The sequence below is a fragment of the Candidatus Arsenophonus nilaparvatae genome (genome assembly GCF_045346035.1).
GTDB lineage: Bacteria > Pseudomonadota > Gammaproteobacteria > Enterobacterales > Enterobacteriaceae > Arsenophonus > Arsenophonus nilaparvatae.
In genome coordinates, this window is record NZ_CP158507.1 from 308824 (window position 1) to 330609 (window position 21786).

18 protein-coding genes, 1 tRNA gene and 2 rRNA genes are annotated in these 21786 nt (G+C 39.4%); 6 read left to right on the forward strand and 15 right to left on the reverse strand.

Annotated elements, in window-relative coordinates:
- Positions 1 to 222: 222 nt before the first annotated feature.
- The gene (locus WH390_RS01465) at positions 223 to 363 is read right to left on the reverse strand and encodes a hypothetical protein (protein ID WP_187290949.1); all 141 of its coding nucleotides are present in this window, start codon (positions 361 to 363) and stop codon (positions 223 to 225) included.
- A gap of 577 nt (positions 364 to 940) precedes the next feature.
- On the opposite strand from WH390_RS01465, the gene WH390_RS01470 reads away from it, so the two are divergent.
- The gene (locus WH390_RS01470; protein ID WP_187290950.1) at positions 941 to 1756 is read left to right on the forward strand and encodes a hypothetical protein; all 816 of its coding nucleotides are present in this window, start codon (positions 941 to 943) and stop codon (positions 1754 to 1756) included.
- 289 nt (positions 1757 to 2045) lie between these two features.
- Here the strand turns inward: WH390_RS01470 and WH390_RS01475 are convergent, their stop codons facing one another.
- Positions 2046 to 2453, reverse strand: a complete 408-nt coding sequence (locus WH390_RS01475) for a hypothetical protein (protein ID WP_032115457.1) — start codon at positions 2451 to 2453, stop codon at positions 2046 to 2048.
- A 227-nt stretch (positions 2454 to 2680) separates the two neighbouring features.
- Here WH390_RS01475 and aac(6') point away from each other — a divergent pair, with 227 nt between their 5' ends.
- From aac(6') to miaE, 3 genes are all read left to right on the forward strand, one after another.
- Entirely contained in the window at positions 2681 to 3124 is a 444-nt protein-coding gene (aac(6'), locus tag WH390_RS01480; protein ID WP_069187510.1) for an aminoglycoside 6'-N-acetyltransferase, read from the forward strand.
- A gap of 334 nt (positions 3125 to 3458) precedes the next feature.
- A complete protein-coding gene (gene mutS, locus WH390_RS01485) occupies positions 3459 to 6020 on the forward strand; it encodes a DNA mismatch repair protein MutS (RefSeq protein ID WP_032115458.1) in 2562 nt (853 codons plus the stop codon).
- 2 nt (positions 6021 to 6022) lie between these two features.
- On the forward strand, positions 6023 to 6784 hold the full coding sequence (miaE, locus tag WH390_RS01490) for a tRNA isopentenyl-2-thiomethyl-A-37 hydroxylase MiaE (protein WP_032115459.1): 762 nt from the start codon (positions 6023 to 6025) through the stop codon (positions 6782 to 6784).
- A 61-nt stretch (positions 6785 to 6845) separates the two neighbouring features.
- On the opposite strand, the gene rpoS is transcribed toward miaE, so the two are convergent.
- From rpoS to ftsB, 8 genes are all read right to left on the reverse strand, one after another.
- Complete coding sequence (gene rpoS, locus WH390_RS01495) at positions 6846 to 7835, reverse strand: RNA polymerase sigma factor RpoS (RefSeq protein ID WP_032115460.1); 990 nt, start codon at positions 7833 to 7835, stop codon at positions 6846 to 6848.
- 54 nt (positions 7836 to 7889) lie between these two features.
- The gene (nlpD, locus tag WH390_RS01500; protein WP_032115461.1) at positions 7890 to 8954 is read right to left on the reverse strand and encodes a murein hydrolase activator NlpD; all 1065 of its coding nucleotides are present in this window, start codon (positions 8952 to 8954) and stop codon (positions 7890 to 7892) included.
- Positions 8955 to 9108: 154 nt separating this feature from the next.
- Positions 9109 to 9735: a protein-L-isoaspartate(D-aspartate) O-methyltransferase gene (locus tag WH390_RS01505; protein WP_032115462.1), complete on the reverse strand. Its 627-nt coding sequence runs from the start codon at positions 9733 to 9735 to the stop codon at positions 9109 to 9111.
- Positions 9729 to 10490 carry a 5'/3'-nucleotidase SurE gene (surE, locus tag WH390_RS01510; protein WP_032115463.1) on the reverse strand — a complete coding sequence of 254 codons (762 nt, stop codon included), beginning with the start codon at positions 10488 to 10490 and terminating at the stop codon, positions 9729 to 9731. The genes WH390_RS01505 and surE overlap by 7 nt, the downstream gene beginning before the upstream one ends.
- Before the next feature lie 830 nt (positions 10491 to 11320).
- Positions 11321 to 12370, reverse strand: a complete 1050-nt coding sequence (gene truD / locus WH390_RS01515; protein WP_032115464.1) for a tRNA pseudouridine(13) synthase TruD — start codon at positions 12368 to 12370, stop codon at positions 11321 to 11323.
- Positions 12336 to 12848: a 2-C-methyl-D-erythritol 2,4-cyclodiphosphate synthase gene (gene ispF, locus WH390_RS01520; RefSeq protein WP_032115465.1), complete on the reverse strand. Its 513-nt coding sequence runs from the start codon at positions 12846 to 12848 to the stop codon at positions 12336 to 12338. Before ispF ends, truD begins: the two co-directional genes overlap by 35 nt.
- Positions 12849 to 12871: 23 nt before the next feature.
- Entirely contained in the window at positions 12872 to 13600 is a 729-nt protein-coding gene (ispD, locus tag WH390_RS01525) for a 2-C-methyl-D-erythritol 4-phosphate cytidylyltransferase (RefSeq protein WP_032115466.1), read from the reverse strand.
- 93 nt (positions 13601 to 13693) lie between these two features.
- Positions 13694 to 13987, reverse strand: coding sequence for a cell division protein FtsB (gene ftsB / locus WH390_RS01530; RefSeq protein ID WP_032115467.1), 294 nt, complete (start codon positions 13985 to 13987; stop codon positions 13694 to 13696).
- A 448-nt stretch (positions 13988 to 14435) separates the two neighbouring features.
- On the opposite strand from ftsB, the gene queD reads away from it, so the two are divergent.
- Positions 14436 to 14798 (forward strand): 6-carboxytetrahydropterin synthase QueD, encoded by a 363-nt coding sequence (gene queD, locus WH390_RS01535; protein ID WP_032115468.1) that lies wholly within the window; start codon positions 14436 to 14438, stop codon positions 14796 to 14798.
- A gap of 42 nt (positions 14799 to 14840) precedes the next feature.
- On the opposite strand, the gene queE is transcribed toward queD, so the two are convergent.
- Positions 14841 to 15515: a 7-carboxy-7-deazaguanine synthase QueE gene (gene queE, locus WH390_RS01540; protein ID WP_032115469.1), complete on the reverse strand. Its 675-nt coding sequence runs from the start codon at positions 15513 to 15515 to the stop codon at positions 14841 to 14843.
- A gap of 171 nt (positions 15516 to 15686) precedes the next feature.
- Between queE and WH390_RS01545 the strand changes: the two genes are divergently transcribed.
- On the forward strand, positions 15687 to 17060 hold the full coding sequence (locus tag WH390_RS01545; RefSeq protein ID WP_032115470.1) for an amino acid permease: 1374 nt from the start codon (positions 15687 to 15689) through the stop codon (positions 17058 to 17060).
- A gap of 94 nt (positions 17061 to 17154) precedes the next feature.
- Here WH390_RS01545 and WH390_RS01550 read toward each other — a convergent pair whose 3' ends face one another.
- From WH390_RS01550 to WH390_RS01565, 4 genes are all read right to left on the reverse strand, one after another.
- Positions 17155 to 17943 carry an endonuclease/exonuclease/phosphatase family protein gene (locus WH390_RS01550; RefSeq protein WP_032115471.1) on the reverse strand — a complete coding sequence of 263 codons (789 nt, stop codon included), beginning with the start codon at positions 17941 to 17943 and terminating at the stop codon, positions 17155 to 17157.
- A gap of 212 nt (positions 17944 to 18155) precedes the next feature.
- Positions 18156 to 18232 (reverse strand) — tRNA-Asp (locus WH390_RS01555).
- A gap of 47 nt (positions 18233 to 18279) precedes the next feature.
- Positions 18280 to 18395, reverse strand: a 5S ribosomal RNA gene (rrf, locus tag WH390_RS01560).
- Positions 18396 to 18549: 154 nt separating this feature from the next.
- Positions 18550 to 21449 (reverse strand): 23S ribosomal RNA (locus tag WH390_RS01565).
- Between the last annotated feature and the right edge of the window lie 337 nt (positions 21450 to 21786).

Sequence of the window (21786 nt, forward strand, 5' to 3'; positions counted from 1 at the left end):
ATTAAAAATGAATCAAACATAAAAATACAGTTTATTATTATTAATTCAACTGATAAACAGTGTCTTTGCAGGTATAAAATAAAACCACAGTAAAAAAATTTACTGTCCCGCTCGCCTGCTTGTCTTGATAATAGGCTTTCCTCAATAGGCAATCGCTTTCAACTTTATCGAATTGAAATCAGCGATACTGGTCTTTGCGATCAGGGACACTACCAATATTAATTAGTTATATTTATTAAACCTTTCAATTGTTTCATTTAAGTTATCAACTGATGTTTCTTTCGATTGATCCGCTAGCTTGATTACCTTAGAGCTATTGATTAATACTCCACCAATAATCGCTAATCCTCCAAACCTTAACATAAAATTCTGCCATCATTTAGTAGGCTGTAATAGCGTTATCAATAACCCATATATTTGCTGTTAATAAAGTACTTGTTTGCTATTTAAATTATGCTTTATCAAAAATTATCACTAGACGATCTTTATTCAATAACAAATAGCATTGCAAAAAATTTTAAAAAAATATTTATTTCTTTCAATTTATTGAAATAACCAAATGCAAATAGTATTTAATGCTGTTTTATTTTTCATTTTCTTTAATCAACCTTTTTTACAAGAAAAGTAATTTAATTATTTACTCTAAATTATTTGCTAGGTATTATTTTTAATATTAAAGCCAAAATTTACATATGTTCTCAATAACAAAATAGCCAATCATTTTTAGTATTCAGCAATCTAAATGCAACAGTGGCGGAAGCGACAAATGATAAAAGAAATTCACAATAATAAGGTTTAATCCTGATAGTAATAAATAAATTTTATTGGAAAAATTATTGTAGAAACTCAAACTTATCTCAGCCAACAGGCAAGTCACTGATGTTTTGAAATAGCGTTAAAATGAAATAATAATTCTGTTGCTAATTAAGGATTTAAAATTATGCCATATATTTCAAACAGTCCCCCAAATCCCCATCCAACGGGTCATTGGGGTGATACCTCTACGGCTGGTCACAGTTTATCAGCTGAGTTTAGCAAGCCACCCTCGCCAGAAAAGTCCGGATTTTGTTCCTGGATGCGTAATTTTTTCAATTATTTAACTGGCACTTTCGGTGAGAAATTAAGTTGCTCAAAGCTAAATTCTGCCTTAGATGAGATCTTCAAACCAACAAATGGCTGGCAAACAAAAGCCCATTTTGAATTCGGCGGAACAAATCAAGTTGGCTACCGCAGCAAGCAAACGGACGGTATAACTTATATTGTCTCTTCTGCTTGCCATGATTTAACTAACCCTAATCCAATGCAGGATCTATTATCCGGTGGCCGTACTGCTGCACAGACGCTGAATGAAATTAAAAAAGCCTATCCCCACGAGCAAGTCAAAGTCTTAGTACCGATCGCCCAAAGCAATAAATTCTGCGGTAGTACTCGAGGCCATTTTGTCTTACTAGAAGTCGATATGCATGCAGGTAAAATTCAATCGGCTAAAATCCATGATTCAAAAGGCCCACTGCTTGATACTTTTTATATTGGTGCAGCACATTTAACCAAGCAATTATTGGTAGAAAAGGAGCTAGGTTTAGACAAAGATTTTGCCGTCACTAGCGAACATCTTGGACATCAAGCCCTGCTTAATAGTAAAGATTGTGGACGTTTTACCGCTTATTATGCCGACAAAATTATCGATGATAATTTATCGAACGCTAATGCTAAAGACGCCCACGCTTTTTTTGCTCGTTATCAAAAGTTGGCTTAAAAATTAACTGGTTTTGTCGCATTAATAGAAATTAATTTTGCTCAACAATAAATAGACTTCTCGGCTAGTTAGAAATAAAAAATGTAATAATGATTAATGCGACAAACCAATAAATCTTAATAGCAGAGAAATAGCGTTTGTAATAAATAAACAACAATAGTTTAAAAAACACTTTATGCCGTTCGTTAATACGATTAATTAAAATAATTCTGTAAAAGTAAAATAAGCCCCTACGGAGCTTAATTATTAATGAAAATAACGATAATTATTTCATACATACTAGCTAAAATTATATTTGAGATAAAGTAGCATCAATTTTTTCTGGACGAAGTGTATACATACCACCATTAAATGGGTCAACAATTAACCAACCTATTAATCCACCAAAGAAAAAATTACCAGCAACATACCATCCATTAGCACTCGCTTTTAACGGTAAGGTAACCGGTTTTAATCCTTCCTTTGTCAAAGTAATTTCATAACTTTTTTTACCAAAATAACCACCCTCAGATTTTTCTAATGTAATTCCCTGAGGTGTTTTTCCTTGAGCAATGATCGATCCCTTTTCATCTTTGACGGAAAATTCAGCGCCAGACGGATTGCTATTAATCTGTATACGCTGAGTTTTTTCACCCACTATCGTTGCACAGCCACTCATTATTCCCATTGCAATTAAAGCTAAAACTAATTTTTTCATTATCATCCCTGTGATAAATAAAGTTAAATAATTTTAACTAAAACAAGGTGTAAAATAAATATGAGGTTATTTATTTTATAGCCCCAATAAAACCAATTTGATTTAGTTTTATATCGCGATTAAATAATATTGTTATAAAATAAGGAACCAATAAAGCCGTTTAAATTCGGCGTAACTTTTATCCAGCTAAAAAATAATTTTGTCACTGTTAAAAAATAGGAAACGGTATGTCAATAATGATTAGAAAGATGGAGAAAAATGACCATAAGGTTTGGGCAACTATGCGTCTGCAACTATGGGATCGACATGCCCATGATGCCCATCTTAGTGACATAGATAAAATGCTGAGTAGTAAGCAAAATGCAGGATATATCGCTATGTTAAACCATCAGGCAGTCGGTTTTGCCGAAATTTGCCTACGGGAATATGCCAACGGCTGCACCAAACAACCGGTTCCCTTTTTGGAAGGTATTTGGGTTAAGCCTGAATACCGTCAACAAGGTATTGGTCAGGCATTGATCAATAAAATAACCACCGATCTGATTGCAAAGGGATTTGGAGAACTCTGTTCCGATGCCGAAATTGACAATAAACTATCACATAAAGCTCATCAAAATTGGGGCTTTAATGAAACAGAACGCGTTATCTGTTTTCGTAAAGAGCTTATCTGATAGCAATTCTCACTACTATGACGCAAGCAACTAAATAACAGTTACATATGTTTTCTCCACTCCGCTCGCAATGTAGTCAATAAATTTGCCATAGAACCTTTATGAGGCTAATTTTGTGAGCACTATTTTTTCATCGCCGTGACTTCTGGTTATTGCTTATCCATAGTATAGTGAAGAAAATTTTTCATAAGTGGCTAGATTTTGCTAACAAACGGACAATCTATTTTAAAACCAATCCGTTACACAGCAAAGTGTTCGGGTTTAATTAAAATAGCATTCAGTCAGCAAGTCTTACCGGCAATATTACAACTCAAAGAGTTAAAAAATAAAAACTATGACTAATTCCCAAAACTTCGCTTCCCATACCCCAATGATGCAGCAATATCTACGCCTTAAGGCACAACATGCTGATATTTTGTTATTTTATCGGATGGGTGATTTTTATGAATTATTCTTTGATGATGCTAAAAAAGCAGCCCAATTACTTGATATCTCACTAACTAAGCGTGGGCAATCGGCCGGCCAACCCATTCCGATGGCTGGCGTACCTCATCATGCCGTAGAGAGTTATTTAGCCAAATTAGTTCAGTTAGGTGAGTCGGTTGCTATCTGTGAACAAATCGGTGATCCCGCCACCAGCAAAGGCCCCGTCGAACGTAAAGTTGTTCGCATCGTAACGCCGGGAACCGTTACCGATGAAGCATTACTACAAGAGCGTCAGGACAATCTATTAGCTGCGATTTGGCAAGAAGATAATGGTTATGGCTATGCTACTTTAGATATCACTTCCGGCCGTTTTATTATCAGTGAAATGGCTGATATCAACACCATCAGTGCTGAATTACAACGTACCCGACCGGCAGAACTGCTCTATCCAGAGAATTTTGTTGATGTTGCACTATTTGAAAATAATAAAGGACTACGTCGTCGCCCATTATGGGAGTTCGAATTAGACACCGCTAGACAACAATTGAATCTACAATTTGGTACCCAGGATCTGATGGGTTTTGGTGTTGAAAAGGCGACATTGGCATTGCGCGCAGCGGGTTGCTTACTGCAATATGTTAAAGATACCCAACGTACAGCATTGCCCCATATCCATAGTATTACCATGGAGCAGCAAAAAGAGACCATTATCCTTGATGCCGCTACGCGTCGTAATCTTGAATTAACACAAAATTTATCAGGTGGTAGCGAGAATACGGTAGCTGCGATACTGGATCAGTGCGTAACGCCGATGGGTAGCCGGATGCTAAAACGTTGGCTACATAGTCCGTTGCGCAATCTAAATAAATTATCCAATCGCCAACAAGCGATAGCCGGACTCCAATCTTATCATTTCGAATTACAACCTTTTCTACGCCAAATTGGTGACTTAGAACGGATACTTGCTCGTTTAGCACTCCGTTCAGCCCGGCCTCGGGATCTGGTTCGCATGCGTCATGCTTTCCAACAATTTGCCGATATTCACGCAATATTAGATAAGATTGAATTTCCCTATTTGAAAAACTTGCAGTCACGCATTAGCTCCTTTGCATCACTGCAAACACTATTGGAAGAAGCCATTGTTGACACACCACCGGTGTTAATGCGAGACGGAGGAGTGATCGCAACCGGATATCATAGCGAACTTGATGAATGGCGTGCATTGGCCGATGGTGCCAGTGATTACTTGGAAAAACTTGAATTGCGGGAAAAAGAGAAATTAGGCATTGATAGCCTAAAAGTCGGCTTTAATGCGGTGCATGGCTATTACCTGCAAGTCAGTCGTGGACAAAGTCATCTGGTACCTATCCATTATGTTCGTCGCCAAACCCTAAAAAATGCCGAACGGTATATTATCCCTGAGTTGAAAGAATATGAAGACAAGGTGCTAACTTCTAAAAGTAAAGCATTAGCAATTGAGAAAAAGCTTTATGAAGAACTGTTTGATCTGTTATTACCCCATTTATCAGCATTGCAAACTAGCGCCGAAGCGTTAGCAGAATTAGATGTACTCAATAATTTGGCAGAGCGCGCCGAGACTTTGGACTATCGCTGCCCAATATTAAATCAGAAACCTGGCATAGAAATTGTTGCTGGACGCCATCCAGTCGTTGAGCAGGTACTTAGTGAGCCATTTATTTCTAATCCACTGGATCTGTCACCACAACGTCGGTTGTTAATTATTACTGGCCCCAATATGGGCGGTAAAAGTACTTATATGCGTCAAGTAGCCTTAATTACACTGCTTGCTTATATAGGTAGCTTTGTGCCAGCCGAAAAAGCGATTATTGGCCCGATTGATCGGATCTTCACTCGGGTTGGTGCGTCGGATGATCTTGCTGCCGGTCGGTCAACTTTTATGGTGGAAATGATAGAAACCGCTAATATCCTCCATAATGCGACAGAACAAAGTCTGGTATTAATGGATGAAATTGGTCGCGGTACTTCAACCTATGATGGCCTTTCACTTGCCTGGGCTTGTGCGGAAAATCTGGTTAGCCAGATTAAAGCTATGACGTTATTTGCTACGCATTATTTTGAATTAACCAATTTGGCAGATAAGCAGGAAGGTGCGGTTAATATTCATCTAGATGCAATAGAGCATGACGACACGATTGCGTTTATGCATAACGTTCAAGAAGGCGCTGCCAGTAAAAGCTATGGCCTAGCGGTGGCTTCATTGGCGGGTGTCCCCGCCAAGGTTATTCAACGAGCAAAACAGAAATTAATCGAGCTAGAAACGCTCTCCACGCTGCCAGCAAATAAATCTATTGATAATTCACAACTAGCAAAAGTAGTGGAAAAGACGGTTTCACCAGCCATTGAAACTCTCGAAAAGTTAAATCCTGATACATTAACACCTCGTCAAGCGCTAGAATTGATTTATCGGTTAAAAGAAATGGTGAAATAGTTATGTTATATGATGGAAAATTACTTGATCCAATTCACCATTTTTTAGCCTGCAAAACACCGCAAGCGTGGATAGATAAAGCCAGTCAGCCAGAAAACTTAGCGATTATTTTATGCGATCACCTGTTGTGTGAACTAAAAGCCGCGCAAAGTGCTATGCTACTGTTGCGAAAATATGCCGTTGATGAACAGAGCAGTGATACACTCTTACAATGGTTACAACCTTTCGAAGATTTTGCTTATAAGAAAATTGGCAATATTGATACGCTTAAAGGAAAAAATCAGTTATCCAAATCGATCCGAGGAAAGAAAAACACAAGCTATAGCCAATCTCTGATTGATAAAATAGTGTTATTAATTAAAGAGGAACTCCACCATTTTTATCAAGTGCTGGAAATCATGACGGAAAGAGATATCAAATATCAAACTATTAGTGCCGGTCGTTATGCTAAGGGCTTATTTAGTCATGTTAGCCATCATGAACCGAACACATTAATTGATAAACTGATCATTGGTGCTTATATCGAAGCGCGCTCTTGCGAGCGTTTTGCTAAACTGGCGCCTCATCTTGAAACATCCTTAGCTAAATTCTATATTTCACTACTCAGATCAGAATTTCGCCACTATCAAGATTATTTAGTTTTAGCGCAAGCTATTTCTAGCGAAAATATTCAGCAGCGGATCGAATATTTTGCTAACATCGAGGCTGAATTGATCGAAACGCCGGATAGCGATTTTAAATTTCATAGTGGCGTTCCCGCCTGATATCAAACAAAAAGGTGGGTTTTCCTCCCACCTTATTAATATTAACGATATTGCAAAGATATTAAGTCTTAAATAAAGATTCCATACTAAGACCTTGATTATGCAAAATATCTTTTAATCGGCGCAAACCTTCAACCTGTATCTGACGAACACGTTCTCTAGTAAGACCAATCTCTCGCCCTACCTCTTCTAACGTTTCCGATTCATAACCTAATAAACCAAAGCGGCGTGCTAATACTTCACGCTGTTTTGCATTAAGTTCAAACAGCCATTTAACAATACTTTCTTTCATATTGTTAGCTTGGATAGTTCCTTCTGGCCCTGAATCATTATCATCAGATAACACATCAAGTAACGCTTTATCTGAATCACCACCGATTGGAGTATCAACAGAAGAGATCCGCTCATTTAGCCGCAACATCCGGCTAACATCATCCACCGGTTTGTCTAAGCGTTCTGCAATTTCTTCGGCGCTTGGCTCATGATCAAGTTTCTGAGCCAATTCTCTTGCAATACGCAAATAAACATTTAACTCTTTAACGATATGAATCGGTAAGCGGATAGTACGCGTCTGATTCATAATTGCTCGTTCAATAGTTTGACGGATCCACCATGTTGCATAAGTTGAAAAACGAAAACCCTTTTCTGGATCAAATTTTTCAACCGCCCGAATTAATCCAAGATTGCCTTCTTCTATAAGATCCAGTAGGGCAAGACCACGATTACTATAGCGACGAGAAATTTTTACAACCAAACGTAAATTACTCTCAATCATACGCTGACGTGATGCTGCATCACCACGTAAAGCGCGCCTCGCATAAAATACTTCTTCTTCCGCTGTCAGAAGAGGTGAATATCCAATCTCACCAAGATAAAGCTGAGTTGCATCTAGAACACGTTGATTAATATTCTGAAATATATCTGAATCATCATCTTGCTCTAAATTTAAGTCCTCTTCTTTTAGCAAGCTTTCATCGAAAGCTTCCGCATCCATGCTAGTTTCGTCTAAATCGTCATATAACTCGTTAACTTTTAGCGAATTTTGGCTCATCAGTCACTCCTACCCTTGATAATGCAGACAGCATTGACAAGCAATCTGTCCAAGTTATCGTTGCGAAAGATAACGCAACGGGTTTACTGATTTTCCCTTGTAACGAATTTCAAAATGTAATCTTACCGAACTCGTACCGGTGCTACCCATAGTGGCAATCTTTTGCCCTGCCTGAACCTCCTGTTGATCACGAACTAATATAGTATCATTGTGAGCATAGGCACTCAGATAGTCATCGTTATGTTTTATTATTATAAGATTTCCATATCCACGTAATGCATTTCCAGAATAAACCACTTTTCCTGCTGTAGTTGCAAAAACAGGTTGACCGCGCGATCCCGCAATATCAACACCTTTATTTCCGCCCTTTACATCAGAGAAAGATTCAATCACTTTCCCTTCGGCCGGCCAGCGCCACTTACCTACTGTATTGACTACGCTGTTACTATTTAAGCCCGAAGATGCTGTTGTTGCAGGCGGCGTAGAAGGTGCTAGTGGCTTGGATGCTCTCGGTAACATCTTTCCTGAATTTTGCTCACTGACAGATGAAGCATACGCATTAGTTGACTGAGAATCAACATTTGTATTGTTAGTATTCGGAGTACGATTAGCAACTACCATTTCTGAGTCGGTAGAACTACTACCAATATTAAGTACTTGCCCAATATTTAAACTATAAGGTTCTGCAATTTTATTACGTTGCGCTAGATCACGATAATCATTGCCTGTTATCCAAGCAATATAAAACAGCGTATCACCTCGTTTAACAGTATAGGTGTTACCACTATAGCTTCCTTTTTGGATATTATCATAATTTCGGTTATAAATTATTCGGCCATCGGTGTTAGTCTTAGGTGCTGGTATCACTGGCTGATATACCGGCTTGTTTATACTATTATTTTGATTACTAACAGAAATATTTTTAGGAGAAGAGGGTATTGGCGTATTTTTTGATGATGTATTGACAGCAGGATAAGTATCAATTGGGCGGCTACTATCTTGGACACTACTAATTGGCGCTGCTGGATGATATGGTGTCGAACACCCTATTAACATTGTGCCTGTTATTATACAGATAGTTGCCCATCGAATCGCAAATTTTGGGCTGTTAAAATTCATACTTCTTCTCCCATGAAGATAAATCTTGAATAAAAATCGATAATGTAAGTCATGATCGACAATTTATCGCAATAGCTAAATAATAAATTATTATGCTTATTAAAGCAGAGATTAATAAAACCTTAAATTATCTATCGCTAAAATATTACCTATTTCATGCCAAACTTCCAGGAATTAAAGGAACAAATCGCACTGACTCTACCGTTGTAGCATGAAAATCATTACCCTGACGTTTAATGACTTTTAACATTTGTTTTTTCTCACCGACAGGTAATACCATGCGGCCACCATCTTTCAATTGTTCAAGCAACACGAGTGGGAGTTCTGCCGGCGCCGCGGTGACAATGATTCCATCAAAAGGCCCCTTTGAAGCCCATCCCATCCAGCCATCTCCATGACGGGTTGAAATATTATGGAGATCAAGTTGTTTTAATCTACGTTTAGCATTCCATTGTAGCCCCTTGATCCGTTCTACCGAAAAAACCCGCGCGACAAGATGAGCTAAAATGGCTGTTTGATAACCCGACCCTGTGCCTATCTCTAAAACATGATCCGAAGGAGAAAGCGTAAGTAATTCTGTCATCCGAGCAACAATATAAGGTTGCGAAATAGTCTGAGAAAAACCTATAGGTAAAGGAATATTTTCATAAGCTTTATGTGAAAGTGCTTCATCGACAAAACGCTCACGAGGAACTTTTGCAATAGCTGCCAATAGACCTTCATCTTTAATCCCTTGATGGCGTAGTTGTGTCAATAAATCTCTCATTGACCGTTTTAGCATTCCTCACTTGCCTCTGCTTTTAATAACCAATCTTTAACAACTTGCTGATCTTTATAAGCGGTTAAATCCACTTGTAATGGCGTAATAGAAACATAACCCGCCGCTACTGCAGCAAAATCAGTATCTGGACCCGCATCAGATATTCCGCCAACTGGCCCTAACCAATAGACCGTATCGCCCCTTGGATCTTTAGATGGATCAACTTTTTGAGCTGCATGACGACTACCACAGCGTGTCACTTTGTAACCTTTAATTTCCGATAAAGGAATATCAGGAACATTAATATTAAGAATATTACCCGCTTTTAATGGCGTTTTCTGTAATAATTTTAATAAATGACAAGTTACTTCTGCTGCTGTTTGGAAGTGTGTTTCACCATTCAATGAAACCGCAAGTGCAGGTAAACCAAGATGACGTCCTTCTGTCGCCGCTGCAACGGTACCTGAATAAATAACATCGTCACCCAGGTTGGGTCCATGATTAATACCCGAAACGACGATTTCAGGAGAGGGTAGAATAAGCTGATTAACGCCTAAATAAACACAATCCGTTGGCGTTCCCTGTACTGAGATGTCGCCATTGGCTAACTTAGCTATTCGTAATGGTTTATGAAGTGTTAATGCGTTTGATGCCCCACTTCGGTTTCTATCAGGTGCAACAACCTGAACGAAATAATGTTTACGTAATGCAGTAGCAAGCGTTTGGATGCCAGTTGCTGTTACACCATCATCATTACTTAGCAATATCCTTAGCATTATTGTATCCCGTTGATTTATATTGAACGTTATATTAAGAACCAGGCTATTTTATCCAACTATTATCATCTATGATAAAAAAAGATTATGGGTTGAAAATAGCGTCAATAATAGATTACAGCAAGAATATCATTAAGTAACAATAAAACACATCAAATTACGATAGAAAAATGAAGGTCTAATATTAGTGGATGTGAATGTAATAAAATAACAATATAATTTTGTTTGTTTTAACAACTACCTGAAAAATAATAAAATATCTAATTACAATTATCATTTTTAAATAACATAAATAAGATACGCCAAAATAATATCCAGTGAAAATACTATCTTAACCAAATATCTAACTAGCAATACATCAATCAATAAAAAAAAATTTCTAATAAATATTAAAAATGTATAAAAGAGTTGTTGACTAAATACTATCAACACTACCAGTCAATAACGAACAAAATAAGCAAGTTAACTTTTTACAACAACAGAAATAACACTGCCCAATGTATTAACCGCTAATTTTTTATTAAAATTTTGTCGGTTGAATTCTAATATTTTCACTTAAGCTTAAAATCTATTGGGCAAATTTGATTAGCTATTTTCAGCCTCTTTTATTTTAACTTTAGTTAATAACAGCATTTATCAATTAAGAGTTGCAAGCAATCGGTTACATCTGACTGATAATAGCAAAATAAAAATTTTACCTTAATGGCGCTTATTACAAAAGAAGGCTTAATACCTTTAAAAACAAACTGACAACATAATTGTTAAATTTTAAATCTTATTATATTTATATAATAAGATTTATCATCAACAACATTATTTTTAACCGAATACTATTCAGCAATATCAATAATATTTTCAGTAGATTGATTAATTAATTCTCGTATCACACTGGTGGCAAAACTACCCTTAGGTAATGAAAAAGACAATCTCAAGGTTTGCTGCTCTAACCATTTCCAATGCATATTACTAGGAACAACAATGATCGCTCGTCGAACCAAATTTGTTCGTTCAGCTTCCAGCAGCGGCAATAAAACAGAAAAATGAGTTAAGCACTGCTGTTCAAACAGTTTAGCTTCTGATTGAGTTCCTAATTCTTTTTCACCATATAGCGGAGCGGTAATTTGAATTTCGCCAGCCTGCAATCTTCGTTGTAATTGAGATAACTCTTCACTCTTAGCAACGAACCAACTACCACTGCCGGTTAATTGCATAACATCACCGTCCATTACCTGACGTACTTTATTATTAAGCATACGTTCGCTGACGATAAAATTAAATATAACACTGCGAACGGCAGAAAGATAAAAACTACGTTTATTACGCTGCTTAACTTCAATTTCACCTTTTGCCCAACGCTCAGCTTGCACGAGATTATTACCCGCTCGACCAAAGCGCTGCTCACCAAAATAGTTAGCTACCCCGAATGTTCTGATTTGCTGCAAACGTGTTTCCACTGCTTGCTGATCACTAATATGTCGAATAGTTAACTCAAAATCATTGCCTTTTAATGAACCAATACGCAATTTACGTTTCTGTCGTTTCACTAGCAAAATTTCACATCCTGCAAGTGAAAACTGGCTAAAATCAGGATCTTCCTTTCCCGGCAAATGAAGACAAAACCACTGTTCTGTCACTGCTTGCCTATCTTTTAATCCAGCATAGCTGACACTACGTGGAGAAATACCAACAAATCGAGCCAACTGGTCGGCTACAAATAGAGTATTACAGCCCTTTTTTCTAACATACACCATCAAGTGTTCACCCTCACCTTCAGGTGAAAATCCCAGATCTTCACGTACAATAAAATCTTCAGCCGTTAATTTTATTGCTCCGCTTGCTACTGGTTTACCATGCAGCCACTGAAGTGCTGTCACCATCATGACTATTATCCTTTACTAATAAAACCACTGCTGCGCAAGCAATGCCTTCTTTTCTACCAATAAATCCAAGTTTCTCCGTTGTGGTAGCCTTAACATTGACATCATCAATATGGCAACCTAGATCATCCGCTATATTTTTGCGCATATCAGCAATATATGGCAGCATTTTGGGTACTTGAGCAATAATTGTGATATCAAGATTACTAATACAATATCCTTTTTTCAGCACCTGCGAATACGCCTCGCGTAACAAACCGCGACTATCGGCATCTTTAAAAGCCGGATCGGTATCAGGAAAAAGTTTACCGATATCGCCTAATGCTGCTGCTCCAAGAATAGCATCTGTCACTGCATGTAAGGCGACATCACCATCAGAATGCGCTATTAATCCTTGTTCATAGGGAATTTTCACTCCACACATTGTAATTGGGCCATCTCCACCAAATTTATGTACATCAAATCCATGTCCAATCCGCATGAACGATACTCCTAACAATAGTCTTATAAAGCGCGAGAAAGGTAGAATTCTGCTAACATCAAATCTTCTGGTTGAGTAACCTTTAAATTATCCACTCTACCTTCCAGCAATTGAGGATGGTAACCGCAATATTCAAGCGCCGAAGCCTCATCGGTAATTACCGCTTTTTGCGCTAATGCTTGAGTCAAACAGTTTTTGATTAATGCTAAAGGAAAAAATTGTGGCGTCAGTGCATGCCAAAGTTCACTTCGTTCAACAGTATGACTAATATCTATTTTTCCTTGAACTGAACGTTTCATTGTATCTCTTACTGGCGCAGCCAAAATACCACCATAAGAAGACTGTTTACTATCAATAAAACGAATAATACTATTTAAATCAGTTTGATGTAAGCAAGGTCGAGCTGCATCATGAACTAAAACCCAACAGGGATCTAGCTGTAAATTGTCTGATAAATAATTCAGTCCAGCCAAAACTGAATCAGCCCTTTGACAACCACCAACGACTGTTTTAATTTTTGCATTTTTAGCAATCGCTAATTGATGAAAAAAGATATCATCCTTATTTAACGAAACAATAATTTGGGAAATTCTTGGCTGCTTAAGTAAGGCAGATATGGTATGCCCAATAATCGTTTTTCCCGCTACTTTCAAGTATTGCTTGGGACAATTCGCTTTCATACGATTGCCAATACCAGCGGCAGGTATTAAAGCAGCAATTTGCACTTTATGATTAGATATAAATTTATTCATTGCTCTAGACTGTTTTCTTATGAATTACTACTTTTTCGTCATAATATTTTTAAATAATTTTGTGGCCGGAAAAAATATTATTAATTAAAAATTTTATTTATGGTTTGGAAAAGCATTCTCATTCACTATTCGATAAAAAGACTCTCCAGGTCTAATCATACCAAGCTCAGAGCGGGATCGCTCCTCAATAGCTTCGCGTCCTTCATTCAAATCGTCTATTTCAGCAAATAAACGTTCATTGCGTACTTTAAATGTCGTATTCAACGTTTCTAGCGCTGCAACTTCACTTTTTATACGCAAATAGTCATGGACACCATTTTTACCAAACCATAGTGAATATTGTAACCAGCAAAACACCGCCAACAATATCAGCGCTAATTTACGCATCGAAGCCCCCTGCAAGACTCACTTATCATCCCACAACTTACCCTATGACGCTACCTATCACAGATAAGTTATTAATAAAAAATTCATAAATAAATATGAAATAGAGTCAAACGGGTCTTTTTATTGACAAAGTATAGCTTAGCTATATGTCAAAAAAAAGTTTGTTTTTACCATCTAATAAGTTGATCAATTTAAAATATTTTGTTGGTTAACTGTTTTTTTTATTTAAAGTAAAAAATTATGCTGAAAAATTCTTTCATTCTATTTTATATTCATTAAGTTATCACACAAGGTCAAGATAATAAGATAATATAACCATATCTCATTTTTAAAATGATTAAATTATTTTTAACTCACATAATGAGATTAATTAATCAAAAGTTTCTAATATAAAAAATGTACTCATTCAGATAAAATGTTTGCATTAATACAATTGATAGGTGCCACAATGAGCGCAACAATTTTTAAAGACTTTCAGTTTGAGGCTGCCCATCGACTACCCCATGTTCCCGTAGGCCATAAATGTGGACGTTTACATGGGCACTCATTTATGGTCAGATTAGAATTAACCGGTGAAATTGATCAACAAACAGGCTGGATAGTTGACTTTAGCGATATTTCTAAAGCTTTTAAACCTTTATGGCAACAATTAGATCATCATTATCTTAATGACATAGAAGGATTAGAAAATCCTACTAGTGAAGTTATTGCACGTTGGATTTGGCATAAAATGAAACCCATTTTGCCACAATTAAGTTCGATAATGATTAAAGAAACTTGCAATGCAGGTTGTATTTATCGCGGTGAATAAACCCCGTCCTTTATTTTCAGCACCGATTGGTGCTGAGTACTATTAAGCGATATCTAGATATTTATGCATTTGAACCGATAACCGCCAATTACGTTTAATACAGGTTTCAATACAAAGCTGAGTCGCATTAGCATTTTGACTAATCGGTTGCAAACAAATATGTGGTGCAGGATGATTGGGCTCAAGCTGATTAATCAAAGATTCTAATGCATCAATATCTTTTTGGCGCCCGACAGGGTGTTTAATTTCATTTGCTCGATTTAACGCTGTCGGCAATATACTAAAACCACCACGCATCGCCACTTTTGGTGATACAGTTACCCAAGTTTTTTCAGAACAATAAATATTATGTGTCCCACTCGTCTCGATTTGGCATTGATAACCATTTTTTTCTAAGTTATCAGTTAATTCGGTTAGATCATATAAACAAGGTTCTCCCCCTGTAATGACGATATGACGAGCGGTATAATTATTCTGTTCAAATAGATCAATAATTTGTTCTGAACTACACGCTGCCCACTCGTCACTTTCGATCTTTTTAGCTAAGATTATCGATAATGGTCGTTGTTGTTGCTTATTTTTAGCCCAAGTATGTTTAGTATCACACCAACTACACCCGACCGGACAACCCTGTAAACGAATAAAAATTGCTGCTACTCCGGTAAAATAGCCCTCTCCCTGTATTGTTTGAAAAATTTGATTAATTGGATAATCCATGACGTTCTCTAAAATAACTTAATAATTTGCCTATTATTGCAGATATCTATCCCTAGAACACCTTTCTTTATGTTATGGTTAACAACTTGTGCTTTGTAGTTATCAAAACCATTTAGGTTGTGAACTGGGAGCATATCCAGCACATTAAAAAGAAAGATGGAAAGGCAACACATGAACAATACAAATCAACTTAAACGGGGATTGACTGGCAGGCATATTCGCTTCATGGCGCTAGGCTCTGCAATTGGTACAGGGCTTTTTTATGGTTCAGCTTCAGCAATACAAGCGGCCGGCCCAGCGGTACTGCTTGCCTATATGATTGGTGGAGCAGCAGTTTTTATGGTTATGCGAGCACTGGGTGAAATGGCCGTCCATCACCCAGTGCCAGGTTCTTTTTCTCAGTATGCTAGCCACTATATGGGGCCATTAGCCGGTTTTCTTACTGGATGGAATTATATCTTTGAGATGTTAATTGTCTGTCTGGCCGATGTAACTGCCTTTGGCACTTATATGCGCTTTTGGTTTCCTCAAGTTGAACAATGGATATGGGTATTAAGTATTGTCCTATTTATTGGCGCATTGAACTTGTGTCATGTGAAAATTTTCGGTGAAATGGAATTCTGGTTATCAATTATTAAAGTGATTGCCATTATTGCGATGATCATTGGTGGTGGTGCAATCATGTTATTTGGTTTTGGTCAAGGAACTGAACATCATGCAACTGGTTTATTTAACCTTTGGCAACATGGTGGCTTTATGCCTAATGGTGTAGAAGGAATTATTGCCTCACTAGCAATCGTTATGTTCGCCTTTGGTGGTATTGAAGTGATCGGCATTACTGCAAGTGAAGCTAAAGAACCAGAAAAAACTATCCCTAAAGCCATTAATGCTGTGCCATTGCGTATATTACTGTTTTATGGTTTAACGCTATTTGTCTTAATGTGCATTTTTCCTTGGAATCAAATTGGACAAAATGGCAGTCCATTTGTACAAATTTTTGCCAATTTAAATATAACTTCTGCCGCTAATATCTTAAATATTGTTGTCATTACAGCTGCTATATCTGCTATTAACAGTGATATCTTTGGAGCTGGCCGTATGATGTATGGTATGGCCCAGGAAGGGCAAGCACCTCGTTCATTTATGAAAGTTAGCCGCACTGGTGTTCCCTGGATGACAGTAGTTGTTATGTCGGTAATTATGCTGATCGGTGTTTATCTCAATTATATTATTCCAAAAGATATTTTTGTAATAATTGCCTCTTTAGCCACATTCGCAACCGTTTGGGTTTGGTTAATGATCTTGCTTTCTCAAGTTGCTATGCGCCGTAAAATGAGCGCTGAAACGGCAAGCAAACTGAAATTTAAAGTACCATTTTGGCCGATTGGTCCATTCATCACCATCTTATTTATGGTGTTTGTCATCATGCTGTTAGGCTTTTTCAAAGATACACGCGTTGCGCTGATCGTAGGAATGATTTGGATCGTCTGCTTGTCAATTACTTACTACTTATTTATTAAAAAAGAAAATATATCAATAAAATAGCATTGATAACTAACATCATTATCTGAGTGCAAACCTAATATTTAAAATAGAAATGCTAAATCAGCATTTCTATTTTTTTATTCTTTGATTAAAACTATTTGATACTAAACTTGGCAGAAATGGGATTATGATCAGAAGATTGCGTTTTAATCACTTCTGCATCCAGAAGGGTTAAACTACGATAGAAAACATAATCTAATGGGTAACCAAAGATGATAGTGCGTTCATCAGTGCCAAAATTGACTTCTTTCATCCGTAAACTGCGCGTAAAACGTTTAAGTGCATTTATACGTTGTCGACTCCAGGTATTAAAATCCCCAGCAAAAATCACTGGCCCTTGATGTCTTTTAATATGCTCCCCTATATTGTGTAGTTGCCGACTATAAATATCCACCCCAAAACTAAAATTAACCGCATGAATATTAATAATCATTAAATTTCGGCCATTATGTAATGGATAAACGGTAATTAACGCTGATTTCGGTAACCGAAGTAATGGCTCTTTTTCCCGCAATGGACAACAATAAATTGGATGAGATCTTGCTAACGTCATTACTCCAGAAGCGTGTTGAGGGAAAACAATTGCTGGCACTTGATCAGCAACTAAATGTTGAGATACGACAAAATCAATAAGTTGAGGTGAAGTTTGAGCTTCTTGTAACAGAATCAAATGTTTATCTATGACTAATTTATTTAAAACTGAATACCAGTTTGGGCGTTGCTGCTTATAAATATTCCATGAAACAATGCTTAATTCATCACTTTCTGAAAATAATGGCATCCCTATAGGTAAATCATCATCAAGCGTATATTCAGATACAGGTAAAATACGCTTTGCTGGCTGGCCAGCAATATAACGCACTGAATAAATTTTCTTTGCCACCTCAAATAACCCTTAAAAATCGAATATTTATTAATCTATCCAATACATAGATAATAGATAAAACTCATCATTTAGAAGCATAGTTGCATCTTAAAGTTCAAGAAAAATGAAAATAAAACAACTTTATAAAAAATATTTATATATTTGACAAGTTTTTTAATAAACAACAAAAAGCCCTGTGATATCTTCACAGGGCTTACTTTCGATATTATTGGCGGTGCGGACGGGGCTCGAACCCGCGACCCCCGGCGTGACAGGCCGGTATTCTAACCAACTGAACTACCGCACCACCCGATTCATTTCACTAACGGTCTTTCCCATTAGTATTAAATCAAAGTCTGGCAGCTCCCTACTCTCACATGGGGAGACCCCACACTACCATCGGCGCTACGGCATTTCACTTCTGAGTTCGGCATGGGGTCAGGTGGGACCACCGCGCTATTACCGCCAGACAAATTCTTTTCTATTTATCCCGTCTCATTTCGCTGCCTTACAGGCTGCTCACCTACCTCAGTAGCAAACACACCTCGGCCTTCAGCAAAATTCGACCAGATTCAATCTCAAAACAAGCTAAAATTCTCTCTCCAAAAACACCTTCGGTGTTGTCAGGTTAAGCCTCTCGGGTCATTAGTACTGGTTAGCTCAACGTATCGCTACGCTTACACACCCAGCCTATCTACGTCCTCGTCTCGAACACCCCTTATAGGACATTACTGTCAGGGAAGACTCATCTTGAGGCAAGTTTCCCGCTTAGATGCTTTCAGCGGTTATCTCTTCCGCACTTAGCTACCAGGCGATGCCATTGGCATGACAACCTGTACACCAGTGGTGCGTCCACTCCGGTCCTCTCGTACTAGGAGCAGCCCCCCTCAATCTTCCTTCGCCCACGACAGATAGGGACCGAACTGTCTCACGACGTTCTAAACCCAGCTCGCGTACCACTTTAAATGGCGAACAGCCATACCCTTGGGACCTACTTCAGCCCCAGGATGTGATGAGCCGACATCGAGGTGCCAAACACCGCCGTCGATATGAACTCTTGGGCGGTATCAGCCTGTTATCCCCGGAGTACCTTTTATCCGTTGAGCGATGGCCCTTCCATTCAGAACCACCGGATCACTAAGACCTACTTTCGTACCTGCTCGCGCCGTCACGCTCGCAGTCAAGCTGGCTTATGCCTTTGCACTAACCTCACGATGTCCGACCGTGATTAGCCAACCTTCGTGCTCCTCCGTTACACTTTGGGAGGAGACCGCCCCAGTCAAACTACCCACCAGACACTGTCCTCAGCCCGGATTACGGGCCCAAGTTAGAACATCAAACATTAAAGGGTGGTATTTCAACGTTGGCTCCATGCAGACTGGCGTCCACACTTCAAAGCCTCCCACCTATCCTACACATCAAGGCTCAATGTTCAGTGTCAAGCTATAGTAAAGGTTCACGGGGTCTTTCCGTCTTGCCGCGGGTACACTGCATCTTCACAGCGAGTTCAATTTCACTGAGTCTCGGGTGGAGACAGCCTGGCCATCATTACGCCATTCGTGCAGGTCGGAACTTACCCGACAAGGAATTTCGCTACCTTAGGACCGTTATAGTTACGGCCGCCGTTTACTGGGGCTTCGATCAAGAGCTTCGCCTTACGGCTTACCCCATCAATTAACCTTCCAGCACCGGGCAGGCGTCACACCGTATACGTCCACTTTCGTGTTTGCACAGTGCTGTGTTTTTAATAAACAGTTGCAGCCAGCTGGTATCTTCGACTGGCTTCAGCTCCGGATGCTAGACCCTTCACCTAATGCCAGCGTGCCTTCTCCCGAAGTTACGGCACCATTTTGCCTAGTTCCTTCACCCGAGTTCTCTCAAGCGCCTGAGTATTCTCTACCTAACCACCTGTGTCGGTTTGGGGTACGATTAATGATTACCTATCGCTTAGAGGCTTTTCCTGGAAGCTGGGCATCAACTACTTCACCACCTTGGTGGCTCGTCATCACGTCTCAGTGTTGTAGCAGTGCGGATTTGCCTGCACTACCCACCTACTCGCTTAAACCGGGACAACCGTCGCCCGGATAGCCTAGCCTTCTCCGTCCCCCCTTCGCAGTAACCCTTAGTACGGGAATATTAACCCGTTTCCCATCGACTACGCTTTTCAGCCTCGCCTTAGGGGTCGACTTACCCTGCCCCGATTAACGTTGGACAGGAAACCTTGGTCTTTCGGCGAGCGGGTTTTTCACCCGCTTTATCGTTACTTATGTCAGCATTCGCACTTCTGATACCTCCAGCAGACCTCTCAGTCCACCTTCTACGGCTTACAGAACGCTCCCCTACCCAACAACATCTAAATGTCGCTGCCGCAGCTTCGGTGCATGGTTTAGCCCCGTTACATCTTCCGCGCAGGCCGACTCGACCAGTGAGCTATTACGCTTTCTTTAAATGATGGCTGCTTCTAAGCCAACATCCTGGCTGTCTAAGCCTTCCCACTTCGTTTCCCACTTAACCATGACTTTGGGACCTTAGCTGGCGGTCTGGGTTGTTTCCTCTTCACGACGGACGTTAGCACCCGCCGTGTGTCTCCCGTGATAACATTCTTCGGTATTCGTAGTTTGCATCGGGTTGGTAAGTCGGGATGACCCCTAGCCGAAACAGTGCTCTACCCCCGAAGATGAATTCACGAGGCGCTACCTAAATAGCTTTCGGGGAGAACCAGCTATCTCCCGGTTTGATTGGCCTTTCACCCCCAGCCACAAGTCATCCGCTAATTTTTCAACATTAGTCGGTTCGGTCCTTCAGTTAGTGTTACCCAACCTTCAACCTGCCCATGGCTAGATCACCGGGTTTCGGGTCTATACCCTGCAACTTAACGCCCAGTTAAGACTCGGTTTCCCTACGGCTCCCCTATGCGGTTAACCTTGCTACAGAATATAAGTCGCTGACCCATTATACAAAAGGTACGCAGTCACACCCTTTCGGGTGCTCCCACTGCTTGTACGTACACGGTTTCAGGTTCTATTTCACTCCCTCGCCGGGGTTCTTTTCGCCTTTCCCTCACGGTACTGGTTCACTATCGGTCAGTCAGGAGTATTTAGCCTTGGAGGATGGTCCCCCATATTCAGACAGGATAACACGTGTCCCGCCCTACTCTTCGAGTTCACAACACTTACCGTTTCAGATACGGGGCTATCACCCTTTATTGCTGGCCTTTCCAGACCCTTCTCCTGCGGTAAATATTGATGTTGACTCTGGGCTGCTCCCCGTTCGCTCGCCGCTACTGGGGGAATCTCGGTTGATTTCTTTTCCTCGGGGTACTGAGATGTTTCAGTTCCCCCGGTTCGCCTCGTTTGACTATGAATTCATCAAACGATAGTGCATTAATGCACTGGGTTTCCCCATTCGGACATCGCCGGCTAGTACGCTTCATATCAGCTTACCGACGCTTTTCGCAGATTAGCACGTCCTTCATCGCCTCTGACTGCCTAGGCATCCACCGTGTACGCTTCATTCGCTTAACCTCACAACCCGAAGGTGTCTCTTATCAAATAATAGAGAAGCGTCATGGCTGCGCCGTGCGAAATTTTTTGTTGTGCGGTGCTCGTCATGCTCACGTACTTATGTACGCTGCGCTGACTGCGCGCCTACGCCGCAAATTTCACCCTGCTCGCTCATGCTACTCGTCTGCCTATTTGAATAACACTTCAAATTGGAGTTTTGAGAGTTCTCCACACTATTTTTTCAATAATGTGTGTTTCAATTTTCAGCTTGTTCCAGATTGTTAAAGAGCATAATTGGTAAACCAACTCACTAAATTGGTTTAATCATTATTGCGTAAAGCACAAACAGTGCACAACA

Coding starts and splice junctions, on each gene's coding strand:
- WH390_RS01465 (WP_187290949.1), bottom strand. CDS start 363: ATGTTAAGGTTTGGAGGATTAGCGATTATTGGTGGAGTATTAATCAAT.
- WH390_RS01470 (WP_187290950.1), top strand. CDS start 941: ATGCCATATATTTCAAACAGTCCCCCAAATCCCCATCCAACGGGTCAT.
- WH390_RS01475 (WP_032115457.1), bottom strand. CDS start 2,453: ATGAAAAAATTAGTTTTAGCTTTAATTGCAATGGGAATAATGAGTGGC.
- mutS (WP_032115458.1), top strand. CDS start 3,459: ATGACTAATTCCCAAAACTTCGCTTCCCATACCCCAATGATGCAGCAA.
- miaE (WP_032115459.1), top strand. CDS start 6,023: ATGTTATATGATGGAAAATTACTTGATCCAATTCACCATTTTTTAGCC.
- rpoS (WP_032115460.1), bottom strand. CDS start 7,835: ATGAGCCAAAATTCGCTAAAAGTTAACGAGTTATATGACGATTTAGAC.
- nlpD (WP_032115461.1), bottom strand. CDS start 8,954: ATGAATTTTAACAGCCCAAAATTTGCGATTCGATGGGCAACTATCTGT.
- WH390_RS01505 (WP_032115462.1), bottom strand. CDS start 9,735: ATGCTAAAACGGTCAATGAGAGATTTATTGACACAACTACGCCATCAA.
- surE (WP_032115463.1), bottom strand. CDS start 10,490: ATGCTAAGGATATTGCTAAGTAATGATGATGGTGTAACAGCAACTGGC.
- truD (WP_032115464.1), bottom strand. CDS start 12,370: ATGATGGTGACAGCACTTCAGTGGCTGCATGGTAAACCAGTAGCAAGC.
- ispF (WP_032115465.1), bottom strand. CDS start 12,848: ATGCGGATTGGACATGGATTTGATGTACATAAATTTGGTGGAGATGGC.
- ispD (WP_032115466.1), bottom strand. CDS start 13,600: ATGAATAAATTTATATCTAATCATAAAGTGCAAATTGCTGCTTTAATA.
- ftsB (WP_032115467.1), bottom strand. CDS start 13,987: ATGCGTAAATTAGCGCTGATATTGTTGGCGGTGTTTTGCTGGTTACAA.
- queD (WP_032115468.1), top strand. CDS start 14,436: ATGAGCGCAACAATTTTTAAAGACTTTCAGTTTGAGGCTGCCCATCGA.
- queE (WP_032115469.1), bottom strand. CDS start 15,515: ATGGATTATCCAATTAATCAAATTTTTCAAACAATACAGGGAGAGGGC.
- WH390_RS01545 (WP_032115470.1), top strand. CDS start 15,687: ATGAACAATACAAATCAACTTAAACGGGGATTGACTGGCAGGCATATT.